The following is a 26,974-nucleotide window of genomic DNA, read 5'->3' on the forward strand; positions in this document are numbered from 1 at the left end:
GGGGCCTTTATTGGTCTTCTAATCTTATAAACCGAACAAACTAAGAGTCACTGTGCTGCTTTAAGTTGAATCGCTACTACATCGCCTCTGACACAGGTTATGCCATCACTTTGTAACTCTGTTTTAATAAAATATTTTCTACCCTCAACCTTTTCCACTGTGGCACGTAATTCAACTTCCCTCATCGGAACTGGTTTTATATAGCGAAGGTTCATTGAGCCGGTCACCATCTGAATGCTTCGGTCGTATTTATCATCATTTCCGACTTTTTTATGAGCATACGACAAGGCTGTATTGACTGAGTGACAATCAATTAAACTGGCAGAAATTCCGCCATACAAATAATTTGGCGGCCCAATCATGTACTCCTTAGGCGTCCATTGGCAAACTACTTCGTCACCTTCCCAATGACTTTCAATTTGCAAACCATAAGGGTTATCTTGCCCACAACCAAAACATCCATTGGGTCTCATTTTTTCTTGTATTGATATTTTTTTCATAACATCCTTTAAATAAGTGCTTCAATTAATAACTAACGAGTTGTTGTTTTTCTAGATACCGCGAATCATAAGAATAACAAAGTCTATTATTTTTCTTAGACTAATTTAAAGCCCAAGCTTTTGTCGCCATAATTTCAACGAGGTTCATGAACAAGCAATAGGAGCCTGAATATGAGCCCTGTATAAAAAACCCCAAGCATAACGACTGACATCCGTTTTTTTCTCTTGCCAAGTCACCTAACGATTTTTATTGTCAGCATCCCTAGGTACTTTTTTATTCGTTGCATAAAGAGTTTTTATCAATTCTTTATTGTCTGCGTGGTTATTAAGAAAAGCTTTAACTCGTCCTGTTAATATTCACTGGTAACCACTCAAGCGATCATTATTCTCGCGTCCATTTGTATTAATTCACTGGATAAACAACATAACAATTGTTAGAATTTCAGGTTTATAAAAAGACTATTTAGCCTCAACAAAACCTGTACAGGAGTTAATATAAATGAGCACCAAAAATGAGCGATTTAGCGGCCCAGGCCCTGATCAAATCTACGATGATTTTTTAAAAAAAGGTGTTTTTTCCTTACCAAAATGTCAAGACTGCCAAGAATTTCATTTCTTCCCTCGAGTCGTTTGTCCTCATTGCGGTAGTTTTAACCTTGAATGGACAGCGGTCAGCGGAAAAGGTGAAGTTTATTCAACAACAACCGTTCGACGTAAGCCCGAACGCGGCGGTAATTACAATGTATGTCACGTCACATTAGAAGAAGGCCCTCGCCTGATGAGCCGCGTTGAAGGTGTTGACCCATTAGATGTAAAAATTGGTGATCAAGTCAGCGCCGTTATCAAAAATGATGAAGACAGTTCTTTTATTGTCTTCGTACCAGCACAGGGAGTTTAAAAGATGTCACATGAATTAAGAGGTTCATCTGCGGTTGTTGGCGTTGGTTTGGCCGGTTGCGGCGAAGCTCATGGGAGAATGCCATTAGATATCCTAGCCGAGGCTACGCATAACGCGTTAGATGACGCTGGCTTAAAACTATCCGATGTAGACGGTATTTTCACCGGTTCGTCTTATCATTTTATGCCGGCATTGAGTACAGCAGAGTACTTAGGCATCAAACCGCGTTTTTCTGACAGCAGTATGGTGGGTGGTTCATCATTTGTAGCGCATACACTAAATGCTGCTATGGCCATTAAAACAGGCCAATGCGATGTTGCTTTAATTTGTTATGGCAGTAATCAACGCACAGCCGGTGGCAAATTGGCCACCATGTCTGAACAACAAATTTATGAAGCACCTTATAAACCCCGTTATCCAATAAGCTCCTACGCACTCGCTGCGGCTCGTCATATGCATCAATACGGTACAACGCGTGAACAAATGGCTGATGTAGCTGTTGCAGCTCGTCAATGGGCGCAATTAAACCCGGCAGCCTTCGCTCGCGATGAACTTACTCGCGACGATGTGCTTAATTCACGCATGATTAGCGACCCTCTTTCCTTACTAGATTGCTGCTTAGTAACCGATGGTGGTGGTGCTGTTATTATGGTATCGAGTGAACGGGCAAAAGATTTTCCGAATAAACCCGTTTATGTATTAGGCACTGGTACCGCTCACTGGCATCGTCAAATCACTCAAATGCCGGACTTAACAACCACCGCTGCCGTAGACGCTGGAAAGCGTGCGTTTGCAATGGCCGGTTTAACAAAAGACGATGTTGATGTAGTTGAGCTTTATGATGCGTTCACCATTAACACTATCCTTTTCCTTGAAGACTTAGGTTTCTGCGCTAAAGGTGAAGGTGGTGCTTTTGTCGAAAATGGTAATATTGCACCCGGCGGTAGCCTACCAGTTAACACCAATGGTGGCGGTCTATCATGTGTCCACCCAGGTATGTACGGCATCTTCATTCTTATTGAAGCCATTCAACAACTACGTGGTGGGTGTGGCGCACGACAAGTTGATAACCCAGAAGTTGCTCTGGTTAACGGCAATGGTGGTGTACTATCCAGTCAGGTAACAACAATTCTAGGAACAGAGGCAGTTTTATAGTATGAGTAACCCTTCTTTAAACGGCATAAAAGTCGTTGATTTATCACGCGTTTTAGGCGGCCCCTTATGTACTCAAATTTTAGGCGACCATGGCGCAGAAATTCTAAAAGTTGAACCTCCCGCAGGTGATGAAACCCGCGGCTGGGGCCCTCCTTATCATGAACGTGGAAGTGCCTATTACGATGGGGTTAATCGTAATAAAAAAGGCATTGCCTTAGATATGCGTCAGCCTGAAGCACACCAAATTCTATTCCGCTTACTTGAAACAGCAGATGTTCTTGTTGAAAATTTTAAGGTTGGCACACTCGAAAAATGGGGTATAGGCTTTACTGATGTATTACAAAAGAAATTCCCTCGCTTAATTCATTGCCGTGTAACTGGTTTTGGCAGTAATGGTCCCTACGCTGGTTTCCCTGGTTATGACGCCGTTGCTCAAGCCACATCCGGCTTAATGAGTATTAACGGTGACGCTGATCGCCCACCTGTTCGAATTGGTGTGCCTATCGTTGACTTGACCACCGGCATGAATGCAGTTATTGCGATATTATTAGCCTTATATGAGCGAGAAACTTCTGGGCTAGGCCAATCAATAGAAGTCAGTTTATATGATACAGCGGTGAGCTTAATTCACCCGCATGCCGCCAACTGGTTTTTAGATGGTAAACCACAAAAACGCCTAGGTAGCGCGCATCCAAATATCACACCTTATGACCTCTTCCCTACCGCTAATGGGATGTTGTTTCTAGGGATTGGTAATGATCGTCAGTTTGCTGGCTTATGTAAAGAATTAGGTCACCCTGAAATAGCACAAGACCCACGGTTTACGATTAATGCTAACCGCGCCAAAAATAAAGCTGAGTTGCGCGTTATTCTTGAAGATTTACTGGCTGACCGCGATGGCAAAGCGATGACTGCAGAATTAATGAGCAAAGGTATCCCCGCAGGTGCAGTACAAACGGTTGAAGATGCTTTACAGCACCCGCAAACTAAAGCAAGAGAAATGGTCATAGAGTCGGGCGAGTACAGAGGCACAGGCATTCCTATAAAACTGTCGCGAACACCGGGGAAATTTAAATGCCGCCCTCCCCAATATGGTGAAAACAATACCGAAATATTAACGGATGCCGGCTACAGCCCAGAAGAAATAGAGCGCTTTAAAGAAATGCAAATAACATTAGAAAAACCACGCAAATAACTGATAAATAATTGTTTTTTTATATAAAATGAAAAGCTTAGCTATTATTGCTCATGCACCCTCGCCGAATATAAAACGGATGATAAATGCCGTCTTAAAGGGTGCAAATAGTGATGAGGTAAACGGCGTCGAAGCTATTTTTATACCCGCGCTAGAAGCAAAAGCAGAAGATGTAATCAATGCAGATGCATTAATTTTAGCTACCCCAGAAAACTTAGGTTATATGAGTGGTGGCTTAAAGGATTTTTTTGATCGTAACTATTATCCGTGCATGGATAAGACAGAAGCCATGCCCTGTGCAGTCCTTATTCGTGCAGGCAATGATGGCACTGGCACAAAACGAGCGATTGAATCTATTTTAACCGGCCTACGATGGAAAGTTGTTCAACAACCGCTTATTTGTCGTGGTGATTTTAAAGAAGAGTTTATAAACCAGGCAGAGGAGCTCGGGCTTTTTATGGCTGCCAGCTTAGAAGCAGGAATTATTTAATAGATAATGGATCATGAACTTCTCATACACTGATGAACAAGACGCCATTCGGGACGCTATAAAAAAAGTCTGCGAGCCATTTACTGATGATTATTGGTTAAAGCGCGATCAGCAAGGTGGTTTTCCGCATGACTTTTACCAAGCAATGGCAGAAGGTGGCTGGATGGGAATTTGTATTCCTGAAGCTTATGGTGGTTCAGGTTTAGGTATTACCGAAGCTGCCATTATGGCGAGTACCATTGCTGAATCAGGAGCGGGTATGTCTGGCGCATCAGCCGTTCACATTAATATTTTTGGCTTAAACCCCGTTGTCGTGTATGGTACCGAGGAGCAAAAAAATCGCATGCTACGACCCATGGCTGAAGGTCGCGAAAAGGCTTGTTTTGCTGTTACTGAACCGAACACCGGATTGAATACGACGCAGCTTAAAACCTTGGCTATCCGTAAAGACGACCGTTATATTGTTAATGGGCAAAAAGTATGGATTTCCACTGCGCAAGTGGCTGATAAAATCTTATTATTAGCACGAACAACTCCTTTAGAAGACGTTAAAAAACCTACGCATGGTTTAAGCCTTTTTTATACCGACTTCGACCGTAATAAAATTAGCGTTCATGAAATTGAAAAAATGGGGCGCAAAGCGGTTGATTCAAATGAATTATTTATTGATGGCCTAGAAATACCGCTTGAAGACCGTATTGGCGAAGAAGGAAAAGGCTTTGAATACATTCTTCATGGGATGAACCCTGAACGTATTTTAATTGCAGGAGAAGCCATAGGCCTTGGAAGGGTTGCGCTAAAAAAAGCAACCGATTACGCTAAAGAACGTAATGTTTTTAATCGCCCCATTGGCCAAAACCAAGGCATACAACACCCATTAGCTGTGTGCTGGTCTGAGTTAGAAGCTGCTTGGCTGATGGCCATGTCGGCTGCTTGGCAATATGATAATAATCAACCCTGTGGTGCAGCGGCTAATGCAGCTAAATATTTGGCTGGAGAAGCAGGTTTTCATGCTTGTGAAACAGCAGTTATGACTCACGGTGGTTTTGGCTACGCAAAAGAATATCACGTTGAACGCTATCTTCGTGAATCAATGATACCAAGAATTGCCCCTGTCAGTCCTCAGCTTGCCTTATGTTATATTGCAGAACGCGTATTAGGTTTAGCTAAATCGTATTAACCATTATTAGGTAATCAACCTAGTCATCTAATGTACGTTTGCCGGTATACGGCACTGTGTCTTCAATGTGCGAGTAAATAAATGGTGCAATGGGGTGTTCCCTTTCTTCACTTATATGGCCTAGCAGACCAGCACTGCGAGTCACTACTGCTATACCACGCATCACATCCCATGGCACACCAATTTCTGATAACACGACCGCTATCGCACCGGTTGCATTAATGGTTAAGTGCTTGCCGTATACCTGATCAACCGTTTTAGATAGTGTAGTAACAATATCTATATAATGCCCCTCTACACCTGCTTGACGAGCTATTTCAAAGAGTCGCGGCGTTCGCGGGTCATCTGGTTTGTGAAAGGGGTGACCAAACCCGGGGATTGCTTGGCGTGTTGCTTTGAAGCCGTTCACAATGCGTAAACAACTGGCCTCTAACCCTTCTTCTGCGGTGATAATATCTTGTAAATTCTTAGCCATGCCCTCCATTGTGCCCACTAATCCACTACCAATTCCCTGTAAACCTGCCGATATAGCACCTTGAACCGATTCTGGGGCTGCCATTATTGTCAATCGAGTGGCTATCGCACTGGGCGTTAAGCCATGCTCCATTAAGGTGACCAAAACAGCATCGAAAATAGCTATTTCTCCCTTACTAGGCATGCGTTGCATCAAATGTAAAAAGAACATTTCGGTAAAACTAACATGCCCCATCAACTCATTGACCAGATCTTTGTTTCGAACCAAAATCTGTTGCTCATTTGTGGTCGATATTTTCGTTTCAGGTGTTAAGTGCTTTGCCATACATACCCCCTTTTTACCGCTAAATAGTTAACCGATTGCCTGTGTCCTTATTTTGATATTTTACTAATGACAAAGCCTTTTAAAACGGTTCTTTCACCACAGAAACATACCAGTTGGCATCGAGCATACACGCCATCTTCTCTTTTCTCTATCTGTTCAATATCACCTGATACGCGCACAGTATCACCGGGGTAAACGGGGCCTAAAAATGACACATTCAATTCACCACCATAAGCCCATCCTTGCCAGTTCCAAGCTGATAAAACTCGCGAAACAAATGCAAGTGTCAATAAACCATGAGCAATCGTCCGACCAAAAAAAGTGGTTTTCGCAAACTCAAGGTCAATATGTAAAGGATTGATATCGCCTGACGCGTCAGCATAAGCATTAATCATGCTTTGATCGACAGCTTGAGTCAATTCACCTATTGAAGCACCGACACAATACCCTTCATAAGATTTTAGTTCGCTCATGCCTCTTTCCCCCAGATCCGTGTAATCATCCCGCTGGTCACTAATTCCCCTTCTTGGTTGTGCGTTTGCGTTGTCATTTCAACGTAGTTACGCCCTTTCCTTTCATACAACTTAAGAACTTTTGCCGAGGTATAGAGCGTTTCACCAATATAGGCAGGCCGATGAAATTTAAATTGTTGTTTTGCATGAATTCCGCCCGGTGGGCCTACGCGTGTTCGTAGTGCTTCAATCACATATACCGCCGCCAACATGGGTGGTGCAATACGGCGCCCTTGTTGATCCTCTTCTCTTAGCTGAGGTGTTTCATCCTGTGTCGATTCAATGTATTTATCCACACGCTCCGCTGTCACCTCAAAAGATGGTACTGGGTCGAGAAAATCATCACCTTCAGACATACTGCTATACTTCACATAAGTGCTCATCATCAATTCTCTGTTTAATTTGTTTTGTATTGATAAACCAGGTCGCCACTACGTGTCACCTCACCTGTTCCAATTAAATAATTTAAATGCGCCATCGCTTCACCCGTTGCCAACGATAAATTGAATAGACTTAATCGTTTGCCATAGAGCATATGCAATACCTCCAACCCTGACCGAGCTTGTTGGCAAAATGCTAAAATTTGATCTAATGATTTACGATGCCCTTCTTTAAGCATTGTTGCACGTTCCTTAATGCCCTTAAAAATTCGACCGTGTGATGGCAATACCACCGTATCGGCACCTAAGGTTGCCAAGGTGTCTAAACTGGATAAATAATCAGCCAGTGGATCTGCATCACTTTCATAGAAATTAACACTGACATTCGGCGAAATATTAGGCAATATTTGATCTCCGGAGACAAGAAGGTCTCGTTGCTTATTATGCAGACAAATATGCCCGGGGCTGTGGCCATTAAATTGTAATAAATGCCATTGCTCGCCATTAATCAACAGTGACTGCCCATCAACCAAACGCTGATATGAGGTAGGTGCCTCCGGAACACCGGTAACATAACCGCCGACTTTATCTTGTAGCTGTTGAATGTCTTCTTGAGCTAAACCAAAACGCTCAAAATATTCCCTACGTCTAGCTTTTTGCTGCTTAGAATACTCTTGACATGCCATCTGGGTAGTCAAAAATTCAATTTGACTCATATGCACGGGCGCATTTGTTTTATGCGCTAACCATTGAGCCATGCCTACATGATCAGGGTGAAAATGAGTAATGATTATTTTCTGAATCGGTTCATTATGACAAAAATCTACCAATACCTTATTCCATAGTAAGGTTGCCTCTTCACTATAAAACCCAGAATCAATAATCGTCCAGCCTTCCCCATCCCTCAACAACCAAAGATTGATATGATCTAACGCATAGGGAATAGGCATTTTCAGTAAGAAAATGCCTTCTTCTACCTTCATTGGAAGACCAAACTCCGGTTTGCTGGCTATCGGAAAGGTCAACATCCCCATATATTAATACGTCCTTTAAGCCTGACTAAAACGCTGTAGATGATAATCACGGTCTCCAAACACTGCATTCATCATGGTTAAACGTTTTACATAATGTGCAACATCTAATTCATCGGTTACGCCGATACCACCGTGTAGTTGAGCGGCTTGCTCACCAACAATTGATCGAGCGTCTCCCAAATAAACTTTAGCCGCAGAGACACTTTTTACACGTTCAGTCGTATCATCTTCTGACACCTTGATAGCGGCCAGATAGGACAACGAACGCAGTTGTTCTTCGGTCATAAACATATCAACACAGCGGTGCTGAAGTACTTGAAAATTACCAATGGGCTGATCAAATTGTTTACGTGTTTTAAGGTATTCTACAGTTTTATCACGCAACTCAGTCACCACACCAACCCCTTCGGCACAAACTGCAGCTGTTGCAGCATCAATCACATATTCAATGTCGGAAAATGCACCATCTAAGTCACCAACAAGGGCGCTTTCATCTACCATGACATTATCAAATGTTAATTCAGAAGCACGTAAGCCATCGACTGTTTCATAATCACGCGAGGTTAAGCCCTCTATATCTTTATCAACAATGAATAAAGAAATCCCTTCTGGCGTAAAATTATCACCACTGGTTCTAGCTGAAACGATTATTTTATCCGCCGTTTCTGCATTAAATACCACCGATTTTGCACCAGACAAACAGTATTGAGCTGCTTTTTTCTGTGCGCTAAATTCAACGTCAGTTAAGTTATAGCGTGATTGACGCTCAGCATAGGCAAATGCTAGTTTCATTTCCCCTGCAATAAGAGCAGGTAAAATGGCTTCTTTTTGTTCAGTATTTGCAGCTCGTTGAATCAATAAACCACCCAATACAATAGAGGCTAAATACGGTTCAACAACAAGACCTTTACCAATCGCCTCCATTATTACAATCAAACCTGTTTGGCCAAAACCAAAACCGCCAAACTCTTCATCAAATGGCACGCCCAATAAACCCATATCAGCAAAATTTTGCCAATTTTCTTCGCTGTAACCAATGCCTGTACGACTAAGTGATTGGCGAGTCTCAAAGTCATATTCATTCTGCAAGAACTTATGTATCCCATCTTGCAACATGATCATTTCTTCAGTAAATTCTAAATTCATTTAACTACTCCTACTGCTTAAAGGCCCAACACGGCCTTCGCCATGATGTTCTTTTGAATTTCATTTGATCCACCATAAATGGATGATTTACGCCAATCTAAATAGTGAGGCGTCAGTACTGATGCTTCTTCCGGCCCAATAGGTTCTTCTTGCCAACCTTCGGTCATAGACTCTTTTACGTAAGGCAAGGCAAAATAACCAACTGCTTCCATTAATAAAGCAGTGATTGCTTGTTGAACCTCTGTCCCTTTAACTTTTAAAAGCGAGGACTCAGCACCCGGCGCATCGCCCAATGCAAGTTTGGACAACACGCGCATATTAGTCATTTCTAAGGCCATTAATTCAATTTCAACTGCTGATATTTTCGCTTTAAACATCGCATCTTCAATCAATGGCTTACCATTATATTTTTCTTTTGAAGCGAGCTCTTTAAGACGTTTAATTTGTCTTTTTGAACGAGGTACTTGCGCAATATATGTACGCTCATGCATCAATAATGATTTAGCAATTGTCCAGCCTTCACCTTCTTCGCCCACTAGGTTCTCTACCGGCACTTTCACGTTTTCTAGAAATACTTGGTTAACCACATGCATGCCATCAACCGTAATAATCGGCGAGGTTGAAACACCTGGCGATTTCATATCAATTAATAAAAAGCTAATGCCTTTTTGTTTTCGATCTTCTTGGCTGGTCCTTACCAGTGTAAACATCATGTCGGCGTAATGGCCGTGTGTTGTCCATGTTTTTGAGCCATTGACAATGTAATGGTCGCCCTGTCTTTCAGCTTTTGTTTGTAATGAAGCTAAATCTGAACCTGCATTAGGTTCCGAATAACCTTGGCACCACCACACATTACTATGAAGAATATCATTTAGATATTTATCGCGTTGTTCAGGCGTACCATATTTCATCAACACCGGTGCTAACATCACTAAACCAAAAGCTACTGTCCTAAGGCAATTAGCTGCACCGCACTCTTCCTCGAAGATATATTTTTGCACCGGCGTCCAACCTGGGCCACCATATTCAGCAGGCCAACCTGGAGCAACCCAACCATCTTTAGCCGCCAGAATTTTTTGCCAGCGTACGTAGTCTTCTTTTTTAAGGGCAATACCTTTAGCTACTTTTTCTTGTATATCTTTAGGGTAATTTTCCTTAATAAATTCACGCACTTCCTGCTGGAAGGCTTTTTCCTCGGGGGTATAATTTAAATCCACGTATAACTCCTTTATTGCCTTAGTTTATTAAATTTATCTTTTAAATAAGTTTTATTGATTGGTTATCTACACCCTAAACGGTATGGGTTGATAGTTTTATTGTTGATCTATAGCCGCTTAACTCTCGTTTTATAGTCTTCAACTAATTCGTGAAGCCATTATAGACACCCGGGCGGTTAATAGTGCGTCTGCCTAACTCTTGTTAGTGTCTTAGTATTACCTACTGTTAGTTATCATCTTGCTTTGGATCACTAGAAACAGGCACACCTCTTCATTTACGCCCTCACGTTTCTAGCCTTCAATTGTTTTACTTTGCCTAAATTACTAAGCTTTCATAGGCAGTGGCTACCAATTCAAAAATTCGGCATCAATAAACAAAATGCCTTCAAGGCAATTTGCTCCTCACCCTTAGGGCATAAAGCACAACCATATAAAATACTAACAATCGTTAGATTTTGCAAGTAATTTAAGCTTTTTTATGTTATTTTTCACAATAAAATAACATTTACTCACATTGGATAACGCTAAATGAATAAACAAGCTTCTCAAACCATCTCAACTAAACTGTCTCAATTTGTTCATGGTTTCAATCTCAATAACGTCCCCCTTGATGTTCAGCAATATGCCTTACAACTAATTCTAGATGGAACAGGTATCGCCTATGCTTCAACTCAATATGATTTCAGCAAAAAAGGGCTCGAAGCACTACGTCTCTTTAAGGAGCCCGGTGAGCATATTGTACTCGGAACAGGTGAAAAAATGCCCTACCGAGATGCTGCGCTGGCCAATGGTTTACTCATACATGGACTAGATTTTGATGATACTCATGTCGCAGGTGTAGTGCATATGACCTCAGCAGTTTGGCCCTGTGTTTTAGCAGTTGCTGAAAAATGTAATTCAACCGGTGAAGAGATGTTAGCCGCCTATATAGCAGGCATGGAAGTCGGGGCTCGACTTGGAATGGTTGCAAAAGGAGCCTTTCACCAAGTCGGTCATCACCCCACCGGAATCGCAGGAGCATTTGCCTGTTCCCTTGTCGCTGCCATGTTAATGAAGCTGCCCGTAGAACAGATGACGATGGCGCAAGGTATTGCCTTAAGTATGGCTTCAGGTAATTTTGAATTTTTGGAAGATGGCGCATGGACCAAGCGTTATCACCCAGGCTGGGCTGCCGTATCTGGCATTATGGCAGCGACCTTTGCTAAGGCCGGATATATTGGCCCGAGTTTGCCTTATGAAGGGCGTTTTGGTTTATACAACAGTCACTTGATTGGGCTGGAACCGGGTTGTGATTATGATTTGGCAACCGCCGGCTTAAATACTGTTTGGGAGGTTATGAATGTAGGCGTTAAGCCTTACCCTTCTTGCCATTTCACCCATGCTTGCATTGATGCTACTTTACACTTAACGAAAGAGCATCAATTAACGGTCGATCAAATTGAGAGCATTACAGCACTAGTTCCCGAGGAAGTTGTTAAAACAGTGTGCGAGCCGCTTGAGAACAAACAAGCACCAACCTGTGCATATGAAGCTCAATTTAGTGTGCCTTACTTAGTTGCTGTTGCTTTAGTCCGCCACGATTTTACTTTAGCAGATCTAGAACCTACACCCTTGGCAGACCCTGTCGTTGCAGCATTAGCAAAAAAAGTGATTTATCAGGTAGACCCAAACTCTGGTTTCCCAACCTATTACTCCGGTGAAGTACATATCACCTTAAAAGATGGGCGCGTCCTGAAACATCGCGAACATAAAAACCGAGGTTGTTTTGATAGGCCGTTAAGTGCTGACGATATTGCTAAGAAATTTTTCCTTAACTGCCAATTGGCAATCTCAAAAAACAAAGCAACTGAGATTCAACAAGCTATTTTAAATTTGGCCTCATTTTCTAGCGTGACAGAATTAACAAGTCATTTATAACGACCACTAAATTTAAAGTGAATAACGTAACAGTTGGCTGACGTTATTCACTTTAATACTATGACCCTTTAATACCATCCCAGAAAAAACCAATTTGAATTTCTGCAATTTCATCAATTGTTTTACCACCAGGTGAATACCAAGCGAGTGTTCTATTAAGTGAGCCTAGTAAAGACAGCCTTAATATTTTTAAATCGACATCGGCTTTAATGTCACCTTTTTCCTGTGCGGCAACTAGCCATTTTCGCCAAATATTTTCGTACCTATCTCGTCCTACACGCCCTTCTTCTTGGACTGCAGTTGGCATTTGCCCATAGTTACGAATACTCGTTGAGGTATAGTCTCCTTTTTCAAGCAAAGCAGTTAAATGTCCCTTTGCAGCCTCCATCAAGACCTCTTGAGTCGATGCGTCTTCTGGCAACGCATTAACACGAGCAAGCACGGTGTTAATTATATTTTCAAGACCAATCTTTAAAATCTCAAGAACTAGCTGTTCTTTCGAATCAAAATGATAATAAAGACTACCCGCCTTCATATCTAATGACTTGGCTATATCTCTTAATGCTGTACCGTTATAACCTTGCTTACTAAACAAAGCTGCTGAAGCATCTAAAATTCTCTCTCTGGTTTTCTTCACTTTATTTTTTGGAGCAGCTGCTGGTATTGTCGACATGGCTAAATTTACGATTAACTAAATTGAATGATTATAACATAACTACATATTGGCATAGTTCGGCCCACCGCCCCCTTCAGGCGTCACCCAGGTGATATTTTGTGTAGGGTCTTTAATATCACATGTCTTGCAATGCACACAGTTTTGGCCATTAATCTGAAACGTTGGTTGGCCCTCAGCATCTTCAATCACTTCATAAACCCCAGCTGGGCAATAACGTTGAGCTGGCTCATCATACAGCGGCAAATTATGTTTAATTGGAACAGAAGGATCTATTAATTTTAAATGGCAAGGCTGATCTTCTTCATGATTCGTGCTAGATAAAAAAACAGATGACAATTTATCAAACGTAAGCTTTCCATCAGGTTTTGGATAATCTGGTGCCTCGCACTGTGAAGCTTGTTTTAAAGTTTCATGATCGGATGTGGTGTTATGCCAAGTAAAAGGCATCTTCCCTGCAAAAATATTTTGGTCTAACCAAGCAAATGAGCCACCCAGTAACGTACCAAATTTATGTAACGCTGGGCCGAAATTACGGGTTTTATACAATTCATCAAATACCCAAGATGATTTGTATTTATCGTCCATTACGGTTAATGCCTTATTTGCAATATCACCGGCTAACATCGACTCCATAATTGCTTCAGCAGCTAACATTCCGGTTTTCATGGCCGTATGATTGCCTTTAATTTTTGCACCATTTAGGAAACCAGCATCACAACCCACTAACAGCCCACCAGGGAAACTAAGCTTAGGAACTGACTGCATTCCTCCTTTGTTAACTGCACGTGCACCGTATGCGATCCGTTTTCCACCTTCAAGGAACTGAGAAATTTTAGGGTTAAGCTTCCAACGTTGCATTTCATCAAACGGGCTCAAATGTGGGTTGTCATAATTTAATGCAACGATAAACCCAAGTGCGACTTGATTGTTTTCCATATGGTACAAAAAGCCGCCGCCTTCAGTGTGGTTATCAAGCGGCCAGCCAGCCGTGTGCACGACAAGCCCTTCTTCGTGTTTTTCCGGCTCAATTGTCCAAATTTCTTTAATTCCTAAGCCATAATGCTGGGGGTCAACATTTTCACGCAGGTTAAAGGTTTCCATTAATTGCTTACCAAGGTGACCGCGGCAGCCTTCAGCAAAAATCGTCTGTTTAGCCAACAACTCCATACCTGGCATGTAGCCATCTTTTTCTGAACCATCTTCAGCAACGCCCATGTCGCCGGTTAAAATACCCTTAACACTGCCATCATCATTATATAAAACCTCTGATGCCGTGAACCCAGGGAAAATTTCAACACCCATCCCTTCTGCCTGCTCAGCCAACCAACGACACACATTAGCCATGCTAACAATATAATTACCTTCATTATGCATCGGTTTAGGAATTAAAAAGTTAGGGGTTTTGATACCTTTTTCTTGGCCAGTTAAATAATAAACATCATCTCCTTTGACCTTTGTTTTTAATGGTGCGCCTTTTTCTTTCCAATCAGGAAACAGCTCATCCATCGCTGTGGGTTCAATCACCGCACCCGATAGAATATGTGCGCCAACTTCCGAGCCCTTTTCAATAACACAAACCATTAATTCTTGGTTTTTTTCTTGCGCTAACTGCATCAGTTTGCAGGCCGCTGATAAGCCAGCAGGCCCAGCACCAACGATCACTACATCAAACTCCATTGACTCACGTTCCATATTACCCCCTAACATTAATACGAAAAAAAGGTGCCAGCGCTTATCAGTAGCCCTGGCACCTTCATTATTTTATAAAGTACTTATAAGGCTTTTTCAAGCTCTTCAATCACTTCAAATAAATCACCAACCAAACCATAGTCAGCCACTTCAAAAATGGGCGCATCCGCATCTTTGTTAACAGCAACGATAGTTCCAGCATCTTTAATACCTGCTAGGTGTTGAATAGCGCCTGAGATACCAAAGGCCATGTAAAGTTCCGGTGCAATAATTTTACCCGTTTGACCAACTTGATGATCATTAGGAATAAAGCCCGCGTCAACGGCTGCTCTCGATGCACCAACACCCGCCCCTAACTTATCAGCCAAACTATAAATAACACTGAAGTTTTCTTCGCTACCAACACCACGTCCACCAGAAACAACTTTTGTAGCCGCTTGAAGATCAGGGCGATCGCCGCCGCCACTGGTGGTAAGGCCTACATAACGCGTGTGTGAAGGCAAGTTAGCCGCTACTTCGCGTGTTTCGATCACAGCAGAACCTTCTGTTGAGACTGCTGAATATGATGCCGTTCTAACCGTCCCAACCACTAACCCTTCTGGCGCTTCAACCGTTACAACCGCATTCCCAGCGTAAACTGGGCGATCAAAAACAGTTGCACTTTCAACACGCATAATATCGCTGATTTGCGGCACACCCAAGTGTGCAGCAACGCGCGGCATTAAATCTTTACCAAATGTTGTGCTTGGCGCGAACACGTGACTGTACTCTGATGCTAACACCTCAATTTGCGGAGCTAGCAATGCTGCCACAGCGTGCTCATTAACCTCGTTTTGAACCAAAATGACTGTTGCAACACCCGTTAGCTTAGCCGCTTGTTCTGCCACCGATTGTCCATCGGAAGCTAACACAGCCACATCGACAGCCTCTAAACCAAGTTCACTTGCACAAGCTACAGCACGTGCTGTAGAACCATTTAATTCACTACCATTATGTTCTGCAATAACCAGTACTTTGCTCATTAGACCAACCCTTTTTCTTTTAATACGCTAACCAGTTCATCAACAGACTCTACTTTAATACCTGCTTGGCGTTTTGCCGGTGCAGATGTTTTTAAAACCTTGACTGGTGCTGCTGCTTCAACATTTAGTTCCGCAACGGTTACTGTTTCAATCGGTTTACGCTTTGCTTTCATAATATCGGGAAGTTTGACATAGCGCGGCTCGTTTAATCGTAAATCCACACTAATAACAGCTGGCAAATCAACTGATAACGTTTCAAGCCCAGCATCAATTTCACGAGTCACTTGTGCTGTGTCACCCTCAATTTTTACTTCTGATGCGAATGTTGCTTGTGGCCAATGTGATAACGCACCCAGCATTTGAGCTGTTTGATTATTATCGTCATCAATCGCTTGTTTACCTAACAACACAATCTTAGGCTGCTCTTTATCAGCCAGTGCTTTTAAAATACGTGCCCCTGTTAACGGTTGAATTTCATCATCTGTTTCAACATGAATTGCACGGTCTGCACCCATCGCTAGCGCAGTTCTTAATTGCTCCTGACAAACTTTAGGGCCTATCGTTACAGCGATCACTTCTTCTGCTGTTCCTGATTCTTTGAGACGTAACGCCTCTTCAACAGCAATTTCATCAAACGGATTCATGCTCATTTTAACGCCATCAGCGGCAACGCCTGAACCATCGGCCTTAACCTGTATCCGAACGTTGTAATCAACAACTCGTTTAACACCCACTAAAACTTTCATTTACTTTACCTTCATTTTCGTTACTTTAAAGGACATTCTAACAATCATTAGGTTTCTTTTAAAGATAATATTGAGTTGACCTACGATAAAATCTAATAGATATTTGAATTTAAATTGTACAACAAATTGAAAGCTTTAATCTTTCTAAAAACTGAGTAAAGACACATCGACCTTTAACCCCGTTTTATTTTATTAGACGCTCACAAAGCTGATAATATATATTTTTTAAAATGAATCGGTCTTAATTCCATGGATATAAAAGAAGCAATTAAAGGACGAATCTCGGTACGTGCCTTTCAAGATAAACCCGTAGCGAAAGAAGTAATTTATGATGTACTAGATACTGCGCGTTGGGCTCCATCTGGTACCAACACACAACCTTGGAAAGTCGTTGTTGCCCAAGGTAAAACAAAACAAACTATTTCAGATGCCTTATTAAACGCCGCCAAAAATGGCGTTAAAGCAAACCCCGATTATCAATACTACCCAAAAGAATGGGTCGAGCCGTTCAAAGGCAGACGCTTCCAATGTGGAATGGATCTCTACCAAGCCTTAGATATTGGCCGTGAAGACAAGGAAAAAAGAACCGAGGCAGCCTTGGCTAATTATCGATTTTTTGATGCGCCCGTCAGCATATTTTTCTTTATCGATAAAATAATGGCCCAAGGCTCATGGTTTGACATGGGGATGTTTGTACAAAGTGTTATGTTAGCCCTCCGCGGCCATGGTCTAGGAAGTTGTCCGCAGGCCTCAACCAGTGATTACCCTGATCTGGTACGTGAGAGTTTAAACGTCTCTGATCAATACTCCTTCATCTGTAGCTTATCTGTCGGTTACCCCGATAATGATAAAGCTGTAAATCAATATCGAACACAACGTGAAGACGTGGACAGCTTCACAACATGGGCAGATTAACACCTCGCTTAATCGTGTTATCCATTGTTTTTATAAAGAACCATGCTGCTAAGGGACACGTTTAACCTTCAGCAGCATCGGCTCTTGCTTTTGTTAAAAAAGGCACATTAACAACAAGGAAAATGGCAAAACCTATTATCCAAAGCAGTTGCGACATAAAAACCGACTCGAGATAAAAACGCTGAAAAAACAATGGTACGACAACTCGGCTAATAACCCCCATTACTAATAACCATTGCGCCACCGTAATCCACGAAGAAGGTTGCTTAACCTCTCTTCCTGTGTGACCCAAGGTAACACGTGACATCATAGAAAGCGTCAACAAGCCAAACCCGCCTAAAGTAAAAGCATGAATTGAAAGCGAACGTGTTACTACATCCACATAAGGCACTAAAGCAAACAATAAAAAGCCCAAGGTTATAACCATAAAAGCGCTATAAATTCCCCATAAAAGCGGTTTACGCCATATGCCCTTTGCATACCAATTATATAAACGGGCGGAAGAAACAATAAATAACAATAACGCCAAATAACTACTTGTCATCACATCCAGAATAAATACTTCATTTATCCCAAATAGCAAAAACAGCACAATGCTTGCGCTATCCAAAAACAAGGAGTTTTTCAACTGAACCGTTTCATCGAGACCTTTTTCAATAAAAAAAGGCATCACACGTCTCAGCATTATCATCACTAGCGCTAACAACAAAAATAAAGCGCCATAAATACCCCAATAGGTACCGGCATCAACGACCCCAAACACGCCAAGATAAAACAACGTATTGAACAACGCCATTAAAAAAACCACTAACACAATGCCTGCTTGCCGCCACTGTTTCACCTTAAAAACAGGCACTAACACGGCCAACAATAAACAGAAGTTAAAACCTAAATCTAACATCGCCGCAGGAATGAAAAAATTCGCCCCAAGCAACATACAAGCTCGAGCAGCCAGCCACATTAAGCACAGCATTATTAAAGCTGTATACTGAATAGTTTGCTGGCCAGTCCAATTCTTAATAGCCGTTAATAAAAAACCAGCCACCACCGCCATCGTATAGCCGTACAACATTTCATGCGCATGCCAATACGAGCTAGGCAAACCAGCTATAGGAATTTGTAACCCAGCACCATATATCGCCATCCAGGCCGACATACTGACTATTGAAAACACACCGGCTGCAAGGAAAAATGGGCGAAAGCCTAAAACAAATATATTGAATTTTATTTCTGCTTGCGAAGGATTTTCGTTTAACGTACTCATACAGTTAGCATCATATAAAGATGCTAACCCTATAACAAATGCCTTTGCCGCTTATATGACCTGCATCATAGTCAAGTACTTTAAAAACTCACAACGATGGGTATCTCACAGTAACTAAAGAATAGCTGCGTTAACCGCCATATAAAAAAAACCCGCACAGCAAAAAAAACCAAGTGTAAACGCCGTGAAACGTAACATAGCCATATTCGCTAAATAAGCAAAAAAATAAACACACCGAATAACCACAAAAGCAACCGAGAGCATACCAACAGTTTCAATATTCGCACCAGCAAGAAACACAGCCAATATCGCTACAGAGAAAAGTATTAATGCCTCCCAGCAGTTGGCTTGAAGGTATTGTGATCGAGCGCCAGCGCCGACTAATTGCAGAGCTTGCGCACGAGGGTTAACAAGATCATACGTACCCTTTTGTGATACGCGATAATAACCACCAATAGTCGATGCCACATACGGCATAAAAGCGATGCAGCTTAAGCAAATGATAATAGTTAGCATGTGTTGTTCTCCCCTTAGTTATTTATTATTTTCTACAAAATATTTTAAATATCGCACACTAATCAGCAAACACAGTATGCTCGTTTTAATCTTTTTTTACTGCCACTAACGGAATATCTTGCTGATTAGCCCACGCCACCCATTCACTCGATGATTTTTGTTTTAACCTAATCGCAACTTCTTGTTTATTAAATGACTTAAGCGCTAACTGCTGTTTAAATTTAGTTTTAAAATGTGATTCAAGAGCTGCCACAGCAACCCAACCATCCAGTGTTTCGTATAAATCATACTCAGCTAAAGCGCCGCTTAATAAACCACCGTCGCTTGTTAAACCATAATTAAACGGTTGAGCCATGTACTCAGCTGCATCCGACAAGGCGACTAAAGCCTGCCTAGCTTTTTCACCTTCTCTAGTAGCCATTATCATTGCCAAACCTTCAAATGCAGCACGTTCTGCACCGGCTAAATCGGCAGTTAATGTTTTAGGCATATGAGGTGGATTCAATAAACCCAGTGCGGCTTGATACGTTAAGTCATGACCAGCGTGATTATCATTCGGCGGCGGATAACCGACTACCGCAAGATGGTTTAACAATGGAAATTTTTCGTGCAATTCATTCCAACCAAGCCCTAATCGCTCTAATGCCGCTGGCCGTTGAGCGGTCAATAATAAGGTGGCTGACGACAGCAATGTATTTAATTGTGCACGCCCTTCAGTTGACTTTATATCGATAACTTCACGTTGCTGCCCCTCATTTAGTTGCGCATACCATTCTGGGCAATACTGCTCAAACGGATCGCCTTGAGGTGGTTCAACTTTTACAACGTTTGCGCCTAGCTCGCAAAAACGTTTTGCTGCCAAAGGCCCAGGAAGGTTTAAAGCTATTGTAACAATAGTTATATTTTTTAATGGTTTAAACATTATTTTTAAAGCAATTTATTTAAAAACGTCCGCTGTTATTTGACGATGAAAACCATTAAATGGGGTTGAGTTTTTCGCCTGAGCTAATGGGTAAATAGCCGTATTACCCTGTGATGCAGCACCATCTACTCGAATAGTTGTGCCACTGATATAACTGGCTGAATCGCTTAACAAAAAACAAATAGCTGCGCTAATTTCAGCTTCATTACCTAAACGGCCTAATGGCACGGCATCTTTTAGTGTTTTAAGCCTCTCCTTAAATTCAGCGTCATAGGTATCCATTCCGCTCGACATAATCCAGCCTGGAGCCACCGCATTCACTCGTACATTTGCATGCCCCCATTCATAAGCGGCTGTCTGTGTAAAATTAGCCATGCCTGCACGTGCAGCCCCTGAATGCCCCATACCTGGCATACCGCCCCACATGTCTGCCACGATATTAACAATAGCCCCTCCATGAATTGACATGGACTGCTTATAAACTTCACGCGCCATTAAAAAACCGCCCGTTAAATTCGTGTTAACCACAGCATTCCAACCGTTCTTACTGATTTTTTCCAATGGCGATGGAAATTGCCCGCCCGCATTATTCACCAAACCATAAATTTGCCCATGGTTTTTAATGAATGTTGCCACCCGTTCTGTAACCGCTTGTTCATCACGTATATCACAGCTGCCAAGGTCACAAACCCCACCATCTTCGATAATTTCGTCGCGAACCATTTCAAGTTTTTCAATTTTACGGCCCACTAACAAAACACGGGCACCTAAAGACGCTAACTCATGCGCATTACATCGCCCAAGACCACTGCCTGCCCCTGTCACAATAATATTTCTATTGTTAAATAAGCCAGCACGAAAATCTGATTGATACCCCATTGTTAATCCCTTATTTCAATGATTAGAAACTAGTTCGATTTATTTAAAAATGCCGTCATCATTTGTTTTGCATCTTCTGTATCAAACAATGGAATAAATGCGTTTCGTTCAAACAATAAGCCCTCTTCTAATGTAGAACTCATCGCCTTATTGACACAAGCTTTACCTGCACGTACCGCCAAGGGTGCTCTGGCAGCCAGTTCTGAAGCCAATTGAACGGCTTCGGCTTCTATCTCAGTAGGCTCGATTACGCGGCTAACAATACCTCGTTGGTGTGCTTCTTCAGCAAATAGGGCTCGCCCATTCATAATCATTTCCATTGCTAACGATTTACCAATAATTTGAGCAACACGTTGGGTACCACCCGCCCCAGGAATAACGCCTAAATTCACTTCAGGTAAGGCAAATTTTGCCCCTTTCGTCGCCAATAAAATATCGCACTGTAATGCGAGTTCAAAACCACCTCCTAATGCCATACCGGAAACAGCACAAACAGTCGGTTTGGTAAATGTCGATAAAGCCCTCCAACCGGTTGAGGCTTCAACCATTTCAAGCATCTGTTGACCACTAATACCGACCATTTCTGCAATATCTGCTCCGGCAGCAAACGCTTTATCAGAGCCGGTAATAATCACCGCGCCAACCGCATCATCGGTTTCAAAATGGTTTAGTGCATCACCTAACTCAACCAATAAAGTTGAATTAAGGGCATTATATTGACGAGGTCTATTTAGGCGAATTAAAGCAACACCTTTAGCCGGGGTTTCTATTAATAATGTTTCGAATTGCATCATATCGCCTACTTAGCTGTTAACCGAACAGCACCGTCCAATCGAATCACTTCACCATTTAACATGACATTTTCAATAATATGCCCTGCAAGTGAAGCAAACTCATTCGGCTGCCCTAAACGTGGCGGGAAAGGAACAATTTGACCTAAAGATTCACGTGCTTCATCTGAAAGTTCTGACAACATTGGCGTTTCAAAAATGCCCGGTGCAATAGTACAAACTCTTATGCCATATCGAGCTAATTCACGCGCAATGGGTAAGGTCATTCCCACCACGCCTGATTTAGATGCAGAATAACTGGCTTGGCCAATTTGCCCCTCATACGCAGCGATGGATGCTGTGTTGATAATAACTCCCCGCTCACCACCTTCTGTTGGTTCATTTTTAGCCATCATCTGCGCCGCTAGGCGAATAACATTAAAGGTGCCAATAAGGTTAATAGTAACCCCTTTCGTAAATAGCTCTAACGAGTGTGGGTTACCGTCTCTATCTAGCACCTTACCAACAATGGCTACGCCCGCTGCATTAATGACACCATGCACACCTGTAAATGTAGTCTTTGCCAGCTCTATCGCTGCCATCACTTCTTCTTCACTGGTCACATCTGTTTTTATAAACCGGCTATTTACCCCTAATTCAGCTTCTTTCTCTTTACCGGCTTGCTCATTAATATCCAATATAACAACATAAGCCCCTTGCTCAATTAGCATAGACGCCGTTGCACCACCTAAACCAGACCCTGCACCGGTTACCAAAAATGTTCTATCTTTATAATCCACTCTCTAACTCCTTAAATTCGTTCAATAATTGTGGCTGTTGCCATACCTAAACCAATACACATGGTCTGAAGCGCAAACTGTCCATCTGTCGCTTCTAAACCTGCCAGCATTTTTGCCATCAGGCCTGCGCCGGTTGCGCCTAATGGGTGCCCATGTGCAATCGCGCCGCCCCACGGATTAACTTTTTCTGGCGCTGGGTTTATTGCTTTCATCCACGCCAATGAAACCGTTGCAAAGGCTTCGTTTATTTCAAACCAATCTATATCATCTACCGTTAAACCAGCCTTTTTTAACGCTAATTTAGTGGCCGCAATTGGCCCGTCTAATTGTAAAACAGGGTCACTACCTACAACGACACGAGCACGGAACCTAGCCCTTGGCTTAAAACCATCCGCCACGGCTATCTTTTTATTGGCGATCAGAACGGCGGCAGCACCATCTGAAATTTGACTGGCATTACCCGCTGTTACTACACCGTCGCCTTTCGGGCGAAAAATGGTTTTTAGCGAACTTAATTTATCAGAATCTATAACCGCTCGAACACCTTCATCGGCCTCTAAAATAATGCTATTTCCTTCCTTGTCTAACCCTTGCATTGGGCTTATTTCCTTGTTCGCGCCGGTATTAATAGCCGCTTGAGCTTTAGCATGGCTATCAATAGCAAAGGCATCCACGTCAGCACGGCTAATACCCCATTTATCCGCTATTAATTCAGCACTAACACCCTGATGCACTAGCGGGTATTGTTTAAGTAATTCTGCCCCCATTGGCGCAAAGTCTTTATACGGTTCTCCCAGAGTCATATCTGTTAACATCGCAACACGCGTCATGCTTTCCGCACCACAAGCAATAATATAATTGGCATCTCCAGCATCAATAACTTGTGAGCCAAAATGCACCGCTTGCTGACCCGAGCCACAAAAACGATTCAACGTAACACCGGCCACTTCCACCGGAAACCCAGCCATTAAAGAGGATTGTCTGGCAATATCTGCGGCTTGTTCACCAATTTGAGTTACAGAGCCTGCGATAACATCTTCGATTTTTTCTTTATCAATACCCGACCTAGACACCACGCTTTGTAACGCATTAGCTAGTAATTTATTGGCAGGTATGTCTCTAAATGCGCCATTATATTTAGCAAAAGGTGTGCGTACTGCTTCGATAATGACCGCATCTTTCATATTATTCGTCCTATTTAATTGTTAATTAACGTTTCTAATTTATTCCCAAACCCAGTGTTTATACTGTTCTCGCAGTGCCATTTTCATAAATTTACCCGTTGATGTTTTAGGAATTTCAGCAATCACCTCCACCGCATCAGGCAACCACATTTTAGTAAACTTACCGTCTAGAAATTGACGTATATCGTCCGTTGTTATTTGCTTATCTTCCTTAACCACAACAACCGCTAAAGGCCGCTCATCCCATTTAGGGTGTGCAACAGCAATGACTGCTGCTTCTAATACATCAGGGTGCCCCATAATTGCGTTTTCAAGATCCACCGAACTAATCCATTCGCCGCCAGATTTAACAAGGTCTTTTGTTCTATCGGTCAGTTTGACATAACCCTCTTGATCTATCTGGCAAACATCCCCAGTTTTTAGCCAACCATCTTCGCTAAAACTATCCTCAGCACCTTCATTCTTATGGTATGCAGCGGTTACCCACGGCCCTTTCAACTCGGCATTACCAGATGTTTTACCATCCCAAGGTAATTCAACACCCTCTTCATCGACAATTCGTATATCAATAAAGGGCAACGTTAACCCTTGTTTAATTCGGCAGGCATATTTTGCATCTTCATCAAGGTCAGATAGGCTTTCTTTAACGATACCTACGGTGGCTAACGGCCCAGTTTCAGTCATTCCCCACGCTTGAATAATAGTCATATCAAACTTATCAAACGCCCGAAATAAAGACTCTGGAACAGCCGCTCCGCCAACCACCATTCGCATATTAGGCGCTGTCTTCCAGCGATTCGGCTCTGCTTCTCTGGCTGTTTTTATTGCCATCCAAATGGTGGGCACACCAGCGCTCAACGTTACTTGTTCGCTTTGGTATAAATCCATCAAACTCTCAGCATCTAAATGTGGGCCCGGTAACGCTTGTTTTGCACCGACTAGCACCGATGTATAGCTTAGCCCCCAAGCGTTGGCATGAAACATTGGCACCACAGGCGTCACCACATCAGACTGACTAACACCCAATGTATCAACCATAGCCTCTGCCATTGCATGTAAAACCGTTGAGCGATGGCTATACACAACCCCTTTAGGGCGGCCTGTTGTGCCCGAGGTATAGCACATCCCCGCTGCATCATTTTCATCAATAATAGGGTAGCTAAAGTCATCATCACCAAGCTTTAAATAATCCTCGTAATCAGTATATTCGCTATTAACCTTTTCGCCTGTTAGCGGAACAACGATCACTTCATCTAACGCCACATCATCTTTAAACTGCTCATATAAAGGCAGCAAAATATCGTCAATAATAAGTACCTTATCGCCAGCATGATTAATAATATAAGCAATATCTTTGGGTGATAATCGTAAATTCACAGTATGGAGAACACCGCCCATAATAGGCACCCCAAGGTAAGCCTCAAGGTGCCCGTAATGATTCCACATTAGGGTCGCTACACCTTCTCCTTTTTTAACACCCCGCTTTGTTAACGCCGAAGCTAAGCGCTTAGTTCGTTTATGAATATCTAAATAGTGTGTTCTATGCAGAGTTTTATCTGGCAGTCTTGACACCACCTCCACTCGCGGATAATACGTCTTTAAGCGCTCGACTAAGGTGCTTAATGTTAATGTGTAATCCATCATTGTGCTTTTTATAGACATCATATTTCCTCGAACGTATACTTAAATTCAAACTAGCGCTAGGTAAAATATGACTATACCCAAGCCATCCCTCAGGCGCAACGAGCTTATCGTTACAACCCCTTGGTTCTGTAACGAACAGCCACTCAAGCTAACTACAACCAAACATAGGCCATGCAACACCTAAGCAACCACGCTACGTTTACAAATACAAAAAACATATCCAAATATTACACTCGCTCGCACAACAAACGACTAGAAACGATTATAATTTCAAGCAAGAAGCAACTCCCCACTGTAACTAAACGCAAAAAATCTTATGCCTTTACCTGAAAGTACCTATCCACGAGAAAACATACATACTCGCCAAATTACTTGTAACGGCTTTAAAAGGCCTGACGGTTTATGGGATGTCGATGCACAGATTACAGATATTAAAACCTACCCTCTTGAGAACTCTTACCGTGGCACCATTAAACCGGGTGAACCCATTCATGAAATGTGGATTCGCTTAACAGTCGATACCAATCTGTTGGTTCACGATTGCATTGCAGTAACAGACCATTCACCCTACGGTTGTTGTGGCGAGATCACGCCTATATTCAACAAACTAATTGGTAAACAAATCGCCCCGGGGTGGACTCGTTTAGTAAAGTCTTTAGTAGCCGGTATTCAAGGTTGTACGCACCTAGCCGATCTTGTAGGGCCAGCCACGACAACGATTTACCAAACAATGGCGGGAATCGCAAAAGGCAAAACTGAGAACGAAACATCAAAACCCTTCTATATTGATGGTTGCCATGCATGGAGTAGCGATGGCGAACAAGTTCTTGCCTATCACCCAGAGTATTACACTGGAAAAAAAAGCACGCCCGAATAAGCGCAGCAAAGGTATAAAAAGGCGCAGAAACTATGGCTTTCAAATACAGCCATGGTCAGCTTTATTGTCTAGCTTTAACGTACGAACCAATATCTATTGAATAAAAATAGCCACCATCTTCTACTGGCTCAGGGAAATCTATATAAATGTAGGTTCAGTGAACCTGCTCTGCTGGAATAAGCAATTCATAGAATTTTCCTTCTTCTGTATCATCAAGCCGGTTCAAAAAAGACCTTTCTGTTGGGCGCAGCGGAATAATCGATTCAACGCCAGACAGGCTTAATTCTTTACCCCAAAAACGCGCTCGCTGATTCTGTTCATCAGGCGGAATAGACTGTGGTGTTGTTATAACCCACGCTTTTTTATACGGGTATGCAACCGCTTTTAGCCTTACCCGATATAATTCCTTATTGTCATCCACATGCACTACAGAAACTGTTAGATCAAATTCACTTTCTGTTACAGAAGACACATACGCATAACTGCTCCAAAACGCATAAACGTACGATGAGGCGGATAAAAGCAGTAAAAACACAAAAAGCTTACGCATAGTTGGGTCCTTCCATATAAAGCTAATGTTAAATATTAAGGCGATAAATCAATCGAGTCTGACCCCATTGATTTTGCCATTGATTTTAAAGCGCGGT

The 26,974-nt window shown here is 42.4% G+C and carries 28 protein-coding genes; 8 read left to right on the top strand and 20 right to left on the bottom strand.

Annotated features, from left to right (window positions below; genetic code table 11):
* Positions 1–47 precede the first annotated feature (47 nt).
* Positions 48–500, bottom strand: coding sequence for a PaaI family thioesterase (locus Q91_RS05995; RefSeq protein ID WP_015005988.1), 453 nt, complete (start codon positions 498–500; stop codon positions 48–50).
* 499 nt (positions 501–999) lie between these two features.
* Between Q91_RS05995 and Q91_RS06000 the strand changes: the two genes are divergently transcribed.
* The 5 genes from Q91_RS06000 to Q91_RS06020 are packed head-to-tail and all read left to right on the top strand — an operon-like array spanning position 1,000 to position 5,418.
* Positions 1,000–1,398: a Zn-ribbon domain-containing OB-fold protein gene (locus Q91_RS06000; RefSeq protein ID WP_015005989.1), complete on the top strand. Its 399-nt coding sequence runs from the start codon at positions 1,000–1,002 to the stop codon at positions 1,396–1,398.
* Between the two features lie 3 nt (positions 1,399–1,401).
* The gene (locus Q91_RS06005) at positions 1,402–2,553 is read left to right on the top strand and encodes a thiolase (RefSeq protein WP_015005990.1); all 1,152 of its coding nucleotides are present in this window, start codon (positions 1,402–1,404) and stop codon (positions 2,551–2,553) included.
* Position 2,554: 1 nt separating this feature from the next.
* The gene (locus Q91_RS06010) at positions 2,555–3,748 is read left to right on the top strand and encodes a CaiB/BaiF CoA-transferase family protein (protein ID WP_015005991.1); all 1,194 of its coding nucleotides are present in this window, start codon (positions 2,555–2,557) and stop codon (positions 3,746–3,748) included.
* A gap of 28 nt (positions 3,749–3,776) precedes the next feature.
* Complete coding sequence (locus Q91_RS06015) at positions 3,777–4,238, top strand: flavodoxin family protein (protein ID WP_015005992.1); 462 nt, start codon at positions 3,777–3,779, stop codon at positions 4,236–4,238.
* Between the two features lie 13 nt (positions 4,239–4,251).
* Positions 4,252–5,418 carry an acyl-CoA dehydrogenase family protein gene (locus Q91_RS06020; protein WP_015005993.1) on the top strand — a complete coding sequence of 389 codons (1,167 nt, stop codon included), beginning with the start codon at positions 4,252–4,254 and terminating at the stop codon, positions 5,416–5,418.
* 19 nt (positions 5,419–5,437) lie between these two features.
* Here Q91_RS06020 and Q91_RS06025 read toward each other — a convergent pair whose 3' ends face one another.
* From Q91_RS06025 to Q91_RS06050, 6 genes are read right to left on the bottom strand one after another with little or no spacing between them, the layout of a single operon-like run.
* Entirely contained in the window at positions 5,438–6,217 is a 780-nt protein-coding gene (locus Q91_RS06025) for a citryl-CoA lyase (protein WP_015005994.1), read from the bottom strand.
* Between the two features lie 47 nt (positions 6,218–6,264).
* Positions 6,265–6,690 (bottom strand): MaoC family dehydratase, encoded by a 426-nt coding sequence (locus tag Q91_RS06030; protein ID WP_015005995.1) that lies wholly within the window; start codon positions 6,688–6,690, stop codon positions 6,265–6,267.
* A complete protein-coding gene (locus Q91_RS06035; RefSeq protein ID WP_223253227.1) occupies positions 6,687–7,085 on the bottom strand; it encodes a MaoC family dehydratase in 399 nt (132 codons plus the stop codon). The genes Q91_RS06030 and Q91_RS06035 overlap by 4 nt, the downstream gene beginning before the upstream one ends.
* A 41-nt stretch (positions 7,086–7,126) precedes the next feature.
* The gene (locus Q91_RS06040) at positions 7,127–8,143 is read right to left on the bottom strand and encodes an MBL fold metallo-hydrolase (protein WP_015005997.1); all 1,017 of its coding nucleotides are present in this window, start codon (positions 8,141–8,143) and stop codon (positions 7,127–7,129) included.
* A gap of 15 nt (positions 8,144–8,158) precedes the next feature.
* Positions 8,159–9,289: an acyl-CoA dehydrogenase family protein gene (locus Q91_RS06045; RefSeq protein ID WP_015005998.1), complete on the bottom strand. Its 1,131-nt coding sequence runs from the start codon at positions 9,287–9,289 to the stop codon at positions 8,159–8,161.
* A gap of 17 nt (positions 9,290–9,306) precedes the next feature.
* Positions 9,307–10,506, bottom strand: a complete 1,200-nt coding sequence (locus Q91_RS06050; protein ID WP_015005999.1) for an acyl-CoA dehydrogenase family protein — start codon at positions 10,504–10,506, stop codon at positions 9,307–9,309.
* Positions 10,507–11,034: 528 nt separating this feature from the next.
* Between Q91_RS06050 and Q91_RS06055 the strand changes: the two genes are divergently transcribed.
* Complete coding sequence (locus tag Q91_RS06055) at positions 11,035–12,423, top strand: MmgE/PrpD family protein (RefSeq protein ID WP_015006000.1); 1,389 nt, start codon at positions 11,035–11,037, stop codon at positions 12,421–12,423.
* Between the two features lie 58 nt (positions 12,424–12,481).
* On the opposite strand, the gene Q91_RS06060 is transcribed toward Q91_RS06055, so the two are convergent.
* The 4 genes from Q91_RS06060 to Q91_RS06075 form a co-directional block, all read right to left on the bottom strand.
* Positions 12,482–13,096: a TetR/AcrR family transcriptional regulator gene (locus tag Q91_RS06060; protein ID WP_015006001.1), complete on the bottom strand. Its 615-nt coding sequence runs from the start codon at positions 13,094–13,096 to the stop codon at positions 12,482–12,484.
* 42 nt (positions 13,097–13,138) lie between these two features.
* Complete coding sequence (locus Q91_RS06065; protein WP_015006002.1) at positions 13,139–14,791, bottom strand: electron transfer flavoprotein-ubiquinone oxidoreductase; 1,653 nt, start codon at positions 14,789–14,791, stop codon at positions 13,139–13,141.
* A gap of 80 nt (positions 14,792–14,871) precedes the next feature.
* On the bottom strand, positions 14,872–15,810 hold the full coding sequence (locus Q91_RS06070) for an electron transfer flavoprotein subunit alpha/FixB family protein (protein WP_015006003.1): 939 nt from the start codon (positions 15,808–15,810) through the stop codon (positions 14,872–14,874).
* Complete coding sequence (locus Q91_RS06075) at positions 15,810–16,556, bottom strand: electron transfer flavoprotein subunit beta/FixA family protein (protein WP_015006004.1); 747 nt, start codon at positions 16,554–16,556, stop codon at positions 15,810–15,812. The genes Q91_RS06070 and Q91_RS06075 overlap by 1 nt, the downstream gene beginning before the upstream one ends.
* A 249-nt stretch (positions 16,557–16,805) precedes the next feature.
* On the opposite strand from Q91_RS06075, the gene Q91_RS06080 reads away from it, so the two are divergent.
* Complete coding sequence (locus Q91_RS06080; protein WP_015006005.1) at positions 16,806–17,471, top strand: nitroreductase; 666 nt, start codon at positions 16,806–16,808, stop codon at positions 17,469–17,471.
* 61 nt (positions 17,472–17,532) lie between these two features.
* On the opposite strand, the gene Q91_RS06085 is transcribed toward Q91_RS06080, so the two are convergent.
* The 8 genes from Q91_RS06085 to Q91_RS06120 all read right to left on the bottom strand — a co-directional run bounded on the left by Q91_RS06085 (position 17,533) and on the right by Q91_RS06120 (position 25,471).
* Positions 17,533–18,735 (bottom strand): NnrS family protein, encoded by a 1,203-nt coding sequence (locus Q91_RS06085; protein WP_015006006.1) that lies wholly within the window; start codon positions 18,733–18,735, stop codon positions 17,533–17,535.
* 114 nt (positions 18,736–18,849) lie between these two features.
* Entirely contained in the window at positions 18,850–19,251 is a 402-nt protein-coding gene (locus tag Q91_RS06090) for an MAPEG family protein (RefSeq protein WP_041230508.1), read from the bottom strand.
* A gap of 85 nt (positions 19,252–19,336) precedes the next feature.
* Positions 19,337–20,173 (bottom strand): CoA transferase, encoded by an 837-nt coding sequence (locus tag Q91_RS06095; RefSeq protein ID WP_015006008.1) that lies wholly within the window; start codon positions 20,171–20,173, stop codon positions 19,337–19,339.
* Between the two features lie 15 nt (positions 20,174–20,188).
* The gene (locus Q91_RS06100) at positions 20,189–21,052 is read right to left on the bottom strand and encodes an SDR family oxidoreductase (RefSeq protein ID WP_015006009.1); all 864 of its coding nucleotides are present in this window, start codon (positions 21,050–21,052) and stop codon (positions 20,189–20,191) included.
* Positions 21,053–21,081: 29 nt separating this feature from the next.
* A complete protein-coding gene (locus Q91_RS06105; protein WP_050999771.1) occupies positions 21,082–21,846 on the bottom strand; it encodes an enoyl-CoA hydratase-related protein in 765 nt (254 codons plus the stop codon).
* A 5-nt stretch (positions 21,847–21,851) separates the two neighbouring features.
* Positions 21,852–22,622: a 3-hydroxyacyl-CoA dehydrogenase gene (locus Q91_RS06110; RefSeq protein WP_015006011.1), complete on the bottom strand. Its 771-nt coding sequence runs from the start codon at positions 22,620–22,622 to the stop codon at positions 21,852–21,854.
* 11 nt (positions 22,623–22,633) lie between these two features.
* The gene (locus tag Q91_RS06115; protein ID WP_015006012.1) at positions 22,634–23,806 is read right to left on the bottom strand and encodes a thiolase family protein; all 1,173 of its coding nucleotides are present in this window, start codon (positions 23,804–23,806) and stop codon (positions 22,634–22,636) included.
* A 39-nt stretch (positions 23,807–23,845) separates the two neighbouring features.
* Positions 23,846–25,471 (bottom strand): long-chain fatty acid--CoA ligase, encoded by a 1,626-nt coding sequence (locus Q91_RS06120; RefSeq protein WP_238538318.1) that lies wholly within the window; start codon positions 25,469–25,471, stop codon positions 23,846–23,848.
* A gap of 295 nt (positions 25,472–25,766) precedes the next feature.
* Here Q91_RS06120 and Q91_RS06125 point away from each other — a divergent pair, with 295 nt between their 5' ends.
* A complete protein-coding gene (locus Q91_RS06125; RefSeq protein WP_015006014.1) occupies positions 25,767–26,327 on the top strand; it encodes a DUF2889 domain-containing protein in 561 nt (186 codons plus the stop codon).
* A gap of 154 nt (positions 26,328–26,481) precedes the next feature.
* Here Q91_RS06125 and Q91_RS11650 read toward each other — a convergent pair whose 3' ends face one another.
* Positions 26,482–26,877 (bottom strand): hypothetical protein, encoded by a 396-nt coding sequence (locus Q91_RS11650; RefSeq protein ID WP_015006015.1) that lies wholly within the window; start codon positions 26,875–26,877, stop codon positions 26,482–26,484.
* Positions 26,878–26,974: the final 97 nt, after the last annotated feature.

The sequence above is a fragment of the Cycloclasticus sp. P1 genome (genome assembly GCF_000299965.1).
Taxonomy (GTDB): Bacteria; Pseudomonadota; Gammaproteobacteria; order Methylococcales; family Cycloclasticaceae; genus Cycloclasticus; species Cycloclasticus pugetii.

Excerpts from the sequence above, each read along its gene's own strand:
- Q91_RS05995 (WP_015005988.1), bottom strand. The coding sequence starts at position 500 with ATGAAAAAAATATCAATACAAGAAAAAATGAGACCCAATGGATGTTTT.
- Q91_RS06000 (WP_015005989.1), top strand. The coding sequence starts at position 1,000 with ATGAGCACCAAAAATGAGCGATTTAGCGGCCCAGGCCCTGATCAAATC.
- Q91_RS06005 (WP_015005990.1), top strand. The coding sequence starts at position 1,402 with ATGTCACATGAATTAAGAGGTTCATCTGCGGTTGTTGGCGTTGGTTTG.
- Q91_RS06010 (WP_015005991.1), top strand. The coding sequence starts at position 2,555 with ATGAGTAACCCTTCTTTAAACGGCATAAAAGTCGTTGATTTATCACGC.
- Q91_RS06015 (WP_015005992.1), top strand. The coding sequence starts at position 3,777 with ATGAAAAGCTTAGCTATTATTGCTCATGCACCCTCGCCGAATATAAAA.
- Q91_RS06020 (WP_015005993.1), top strand. The coding sequence starts at position 4,252 with ATGAACTTCTCATACACTGATGAACAAGACGCCATTCGGGACGCTATA.
- Q91_RS06025 (WP_015005994.1), bottom strand. The coding sequence starts at position 6,217 with ATGGCAAAGCACTTAACACCTGAAACGAAAATATCGACCACAAATGAG.
- Q91_RS06030 (WP_015005995.1), bottom strand. The coding sequence starts at position 6,690 with ATGAGCGAACTAAAATCTTATGAAGGGTATTGTGTCGGTGCTTCAATA.
- Q91_RS06035 (WP_223253227.1), bottom strand. The coding sequence starts at position 7,085 with ATGTCTGAAGGTGATGATTTTCTCGACCCAGTACCATCTTTTGAGGTG.
- Q91_RS06040 (WP_015005997.1), bottom strand. The coding sequence starts at position 8,143 with ATGGGGATGTTGACCTTTCCGATAGCCAGCAAACCGGAGTTTGGTCTT.
- Q91_RS06045 (WP_015005998.1), bottom strand. The coding sequence starts at position 9,289 with ATGAATTTAGAATTTACTGAAGAAATGATCATGTTGCAAGATGGGATA.
- Q91_RS06055 (WP_015006000.1), top strand. The coding sequence starts at position 11,035 with ATGAATAAACAAGCTTCTCAAACCATCTCAACTAAACTGTCTCAATTT.
- Q91_RS06060 (WP_015006001.1), bottom strand. The coding sequence starts at position 13,096 with ATGTCGACAATACCAGCAGCTGCTCCAAAAAATAAAGTGAAGAAAACC.
- Q91_RS06065 (WP_015006002.1), bottom strand. The coding sequence starts at position 14,791 with ATGGAACGTGAGTCAATGGAGTTTGATGTAGTGATCGTTGGTGCTGGG.
- Q91_RS06070 (WP_015006003.1), bottom strand. The coding sequence starts at position 15,810 with ATGAGCAAAGTACTGGTTATTGCAGAACATAATGGTAGTGAATTAAAT.
- Q91_RS06075 (WP_015006004.1), bottom strand. The coding sequence starts at position 16,556 with ATGAAAGTTTTAGTGGGTGTTAAACGAGTTGTTGATTACAACGTTCGG.
- Q91_RS06080 (WP_015006005.1), top strand. The coding sequence starts at position 16,806 with ATGGATATAAAAGAAGCAATTAAAGGACGAATCTCGGTACGTGCCTTT.
- Q91_RS06085 (WP_015006006.1), bottom strand. The coding sequence starts at position 18,735 with ATGAGTACGTTAAACGAAAATCCTTCGCAAGCAGAAATAAAATTCAAT.
- Q91_RS06090 (WP_041230508.1), bottom strand. The coding sequence starts at position 19,251 with ATGCTAACTATTATCATTTGCTTAAGCTGCATCGCTTTTATGCCGTAT.
- Q91_RS06095 (WP_015006008.1), bottom strand. The coding sequence starts at position 20,173 with ATGTTTAAACCATTAAAAAATATAACTATTGTTACAATAGCTTTAAAC.
- Q91_RS06100 (WP_015006009.1), bottom strand. The coding sequence starts at position 21,052 with ATGGGGTATCAATCAGATTTTCGTGCTGGCTTATTTAACAATAGAAAT.
- Q91_RS06105 (WP_050999771.1), bottom strand. The coding sequence starts at position 21,846 with ATGATGCAATTCGAAACATTATTAATAGAAACCCCGGCTAAAGGTGTT.
- Q91_RS06115 (WP_015006012.1), bottom strand. The coding sequence starts at position 23,806 with ATGAAAGATGCGGTCATTATCGAAGCAGTACGCACACCTTTTGCTAAA.
- Q91_RS06120 (WP_238538318.1), bottom strand. The coding sequence starts at position 25,471 with ATGATGTCTATAAAAAGCACAATGATGGATTACACATTAACATTAAGC.
- Q91_RS06125 (WP_015006014.1), top strand. The coding sequence starts at position 25,767 with ATGCCTTTACCTGAAAGTACCTATCCACGAGAAAACATACATACTCGC.
- Q91_RS11650 (WP_015006015.1), bottom strand. The coding sequence starts at position 26,877 with ATGCGTAAGCTTTTTGTGTTTTTACTGCTTTTATCCGCCTCATCGTAC.